Raw genomic sequence first — 4039 nt, 5'->3', positions numbered from 1 at the left:
AGGGGGCGGCGGTCGCCCTGCCGGGCGGCGGGACCTCGACCGCCGGGACCGAGTTCACGTCCTCGTTCGAGGCCGGCGACCCGGCGCCGGACTGGCTGAACACGGTCGACACCGCGCCGGACGGCAGCAAGCGCGCCTCCGGCGTGGACGGCGGCTACAGCACCGGCATTCCCGGCAATGTGGACGACCATGTCACGGACCTGCGGGCCAGCGGAGAGAACACGGGCAGCGGCGAGGTCAAGGAGAACCTCGTCGACGGCGAGTCGGGCACCAAGTGGCTGACGTTCGAGCCCACCGGCTGGGTCGAGTTCGACCTCGACAAACCCATAAAGATCACTCGATACGCCCTCACATCCGCCAACGACTACGCCGAGCGCGACCCCAAGGACTGGACCCTCCAGGCGTCCACCGACGGCAAGGACTGGAAGACCGTCGACACCCGCTCCGGCGAGTCCTTCTCCGCGCGCTTCCAGACGAAGACCTACGATCTGGCCCAACCGGCCGAATACCAGCACTTCCGGCTCGACATCACGAAGAACAACGGCGCCTCGAACATAGTCCAGCTCGCCGACGTGCAGTTCTCCACCGGCGACGACGGCGGGGCGGTCCCGCAGGACATGCTCTCCCTCGTCGACCGCGGCCCGAGCGGCTCACCGACCGCGAAGTCCGGTGCCGGCTACACGGGCAAGCGGGCGCTGCGCTACGCCGGCCGGCACACGGCCAAGGGGCGGGCGTACTCGTACAACAAGGTCTTCGACGTCGACGTCAAGGTCTCCCGCGACACGCAGCTGTCCTACCGCCTCTACCCGTCGATGGCGGACGGCGACCGCGACTACGACGCCACGAACGTCGCCGTGGACCTGGCCTTCACCGACGGCACGTACCTGAGCCAGCTGGGCGCCACCGACCAGCACGGCTTCGGACTGAGCCCGCAGGCGCAGGGCGCGGCCAAGACGCTCTACGTCAACCAGTGGAACAACGTCGTCTCGCGCATCGGCTCGGTCGCGGCCGGCAAGACGATCGACCGTGTACTCCTCGCCTACGACTCCCCCAGCGGACCGGCGAAGTTCCGCGGCTGGCTGGACGACGTGTCGATCAAGCAGGTCGCCGCGGAGAAGCCGAAGGCGCACCTGGCCGACTACGCGCTGACCACCCGCGGCACCAACTCCAGCGGCAGCTTCTCGCGCGGCAACAACTTCCCCGCGACCGCCGTGCCGCACGGCTTCAACTTCTGGACGCCGGTGACCAACGCGTCCTCGCTGAGCTGGCTGTACGAGTACGCGCGTGCGAACAACACCGACAACCTGCCGACGATCCAGGCGTTCAGCGCCAGCCACGAGCCGAGCCCCTGGATGGGTGACCGCCAGACCTTCCAGGTGATGCCCTCGGCCGCGTCCGGCACCCCGGACACCGACCGCACCGCCCGCGCGCTCCCCTTCCGGCACGAGAACGAGACCGCGCGCCCGTACTACTACGGGGTGAAGTTCGAGAACGGTCTCAAGGCCGAGATGGCACCGACCGACCACGCGGCGGCGCTGCGCTTCACCTACCCGGGCGACGACGCGAGCGTCCTCTTCGACAACGTCACCGAGCAGGCGGGCCTGACCCTGGACAAGGAGCACGGCGTCGTCACGGGCTACTCGGACGTGAAGTCCGGGCTGTCCACGGGCGCCACCCGGCTCTTCGTCTACGGCGTCTTCGACAAGCCGGTGAAGGACGGTTCCTCCAGCGGTGTCAAGGGGTACCTGCGCTTCGACGCGGGCACGGACCACACCGTCACCCTGCGCCTGGCCACCTCGCTCATCAGCGTCGACCAGGCCAAGGACAACCTGCGCCAGGAGATCCCGGACGGGACGTCCTTCGACGCGGTGAAGGCGCACGCCCGGCACACCTGGGACCAGCTGCTCGGCAAGGTCGAGGTGCAGGGCGCCACACCGGACCAGCTGACCACGCTCTACTCCAGCATGTACCGGCTGTACCTGTACCCGAACTCGGGCTTCGAGAAGGTCGGCGGCAAGTACCAGTACGCCTCCCCGTTCTCGCCGATGCCCGGCCAGGACACGCCGACGCACACCGGCGCGAAGATCGTCGACGGCAAGGTGTACGTCAACAACGGTTTCTGGGACACCTACCGGACCACCTGGCCGGCGTACTCGCTGCTGACGCCCTCTCAGGCCGGTGAGATGGTCGACGGGTTCGTCCAGCAGTACAAGGACGGCGGCTGGACCTCCCGCTGGTCCTCCCCCGGCTACGCGGACCTGATGACCGGCACCTCCTCGGACGTGGCGTTCGCCGACGCCTACGTCAAGGGCGTGCCCATGGACGCGAAGGCCGCGTACGAGGCGGCCGTGAAGAACGCCACGGTCGTGCCCCCGTCCTCCGGCGTGGGCCGCAAGGGCATGAGCACCTCCCCCTTCCTCGGCTACACCAGCACGGCGACCGGCGAGGGCCTGTCCTGGGCGATGGAGGGCTACGTCAACGACTACGGCATCGCGCAGATGGGCCAGGCCCTCTACAAGAAGACGGGCGAGAAGCGGTACCAGGAGGAGTCGCAGTACTTCCTCAACCGGGCCCAGGACTACGTGAAGCTGTTCGACCCGAAGGCGGGCTTCTTCCAGGGCCGTGACGCCAAGGGCAACTGGCGTGTCGACTCCGCGAAGTACGACCCGCGCGTGTGGGGCTACGACTACACGGAGACCGACGGCTGGGGCTACGCCTTCACCGCGCCCCAGGACAGCCGGGGCCTCGCCAACCTCTACGGCGGCCAGAAGGCCCTCGCGGACAAGCTCGACACCTACTTCGCCACCCCGGAGACGGCCTCTCCCGAGTTCGCCGGCTCCTACGGCGGGATCATCCACGAGATGACCGAGGCGCGGGACGTGCGCATGGGCCAGTACGGCCACTCCAACCAGGTCGCCCACCACGTCACGTACATGTACGACGCGGCCGGCGAGCCCTGGAAGGCGCAGGAGAAGATCCGTGAGGTGCTCTCCCGGCTCTACGTCGGCAGCGAGATCGGCCAGGGCTACCACGGCGACGAGGACAACGGCGAGCAGTCGGCCTGGTACCTCTTCTCCTCGCTCGGCTTCTACCCCCTGGTCATGGGCAGCGGCGACTACGCCATCGGCTCTCCGCTGTTCACCAAGGCGACCGTCCACCTGGAGAACGGCCACGACCTGGTGATCAACGCGCCCAAGAACAGCGCGAAGAACATCTACGTCCAGGGCGTGCGGTTCAACGGCAAGACGTGGAACTCGACCAACCTGCCGCACTCGCTGCTGTCGAAGGGCGGGGTCCTGGAGTTCGACATGGGCCCGCAGCCGTCGAAGTGGGGCACGGACCGCGACGCGGCGCCCGTGTCGATCACGACCGGCGACAAGGCGCCGACCCCGCGGGCGGACGTGCTGAAGGGTGACGGCGCCCTGTTCGACGACACCTCGTCGACGGACGCGACGGTGACGACCGTGGACCTGCCGGTGACCGACCCGGCCAAGGCCGTCCAGTACACCCTGACGTCCTCGGCCGACCGCACGAAGGCCCCGACGGGCTGGACTCTCCAGGCGTCCGACGACGGCACCCACTGGCAGACCGTGGACAAGCGCTCCGGTGAGTCCTTCACCTGGGACAAGCAGACCCGCCCGTTCACCATCGCCCAGCCGGGCACCTACCAGAAGTACCGCCTGGTCCTGGACGGCGCCTCGACGCTGGCGGAGGTGGAACTGCTGGCCTGACGCACCCTCGCCCTCCGGCGTGAGGAAGGGGCGGGTCCTTCGGGACCCGCCCCTTCGTGCCGCTCGGCCGGTCACTGGACCGCGGGCACGAAGAGGTGCAGGTCGGTGTCGTTCGCCGGCCGCACGGAAGCGATCCGCCGCGCAGTCGTTCCGCCACTCACGCGGGCGGTCCTCAGCCAACTCGGTTGACATCGTTGTCTGTTGCCACGGTACAGTCATGTACAGACCGCTCAGACAACGTTGTCGCAATCCCGGGTCGCCCCAAGCCGGCACCCCCTCGGGCAGACGGAGGGGGAGGTGTCTGCCCG

Annotated in this window: 1 protein-coding gene; it reads left to right on the top strand. The window is 68.7% G+C overall.

Going from position 1 to position 4039, the window contains the following annotated elements; all coding sequences use genetic code 11:
- The coding region (locus BZY54_RS46730; RefSeq protein ID WP_107420009.1) for a GH92 family glycosyl hydrolase at positions 1–3731 on the top strand (3731 nt) is incomplete at its 5' end.
- Positions 3732–4039: the final 308 nt, after the last annotated feature.

The organism is Streptomyces carpinensis, assembly GCF_002154505.1.
Classification (GTDB): domain Bacteria; phylum Actinomycetota; class Actinomycetes; order Streptomycetales; family Streptomycetaceae; genus Streptomyces; species Streptomyces carpinensis.
Note: the sequence above shows the minus strand (reverse complement) of the source record. Positions and strands in the feature narration are given on the sequence as shown.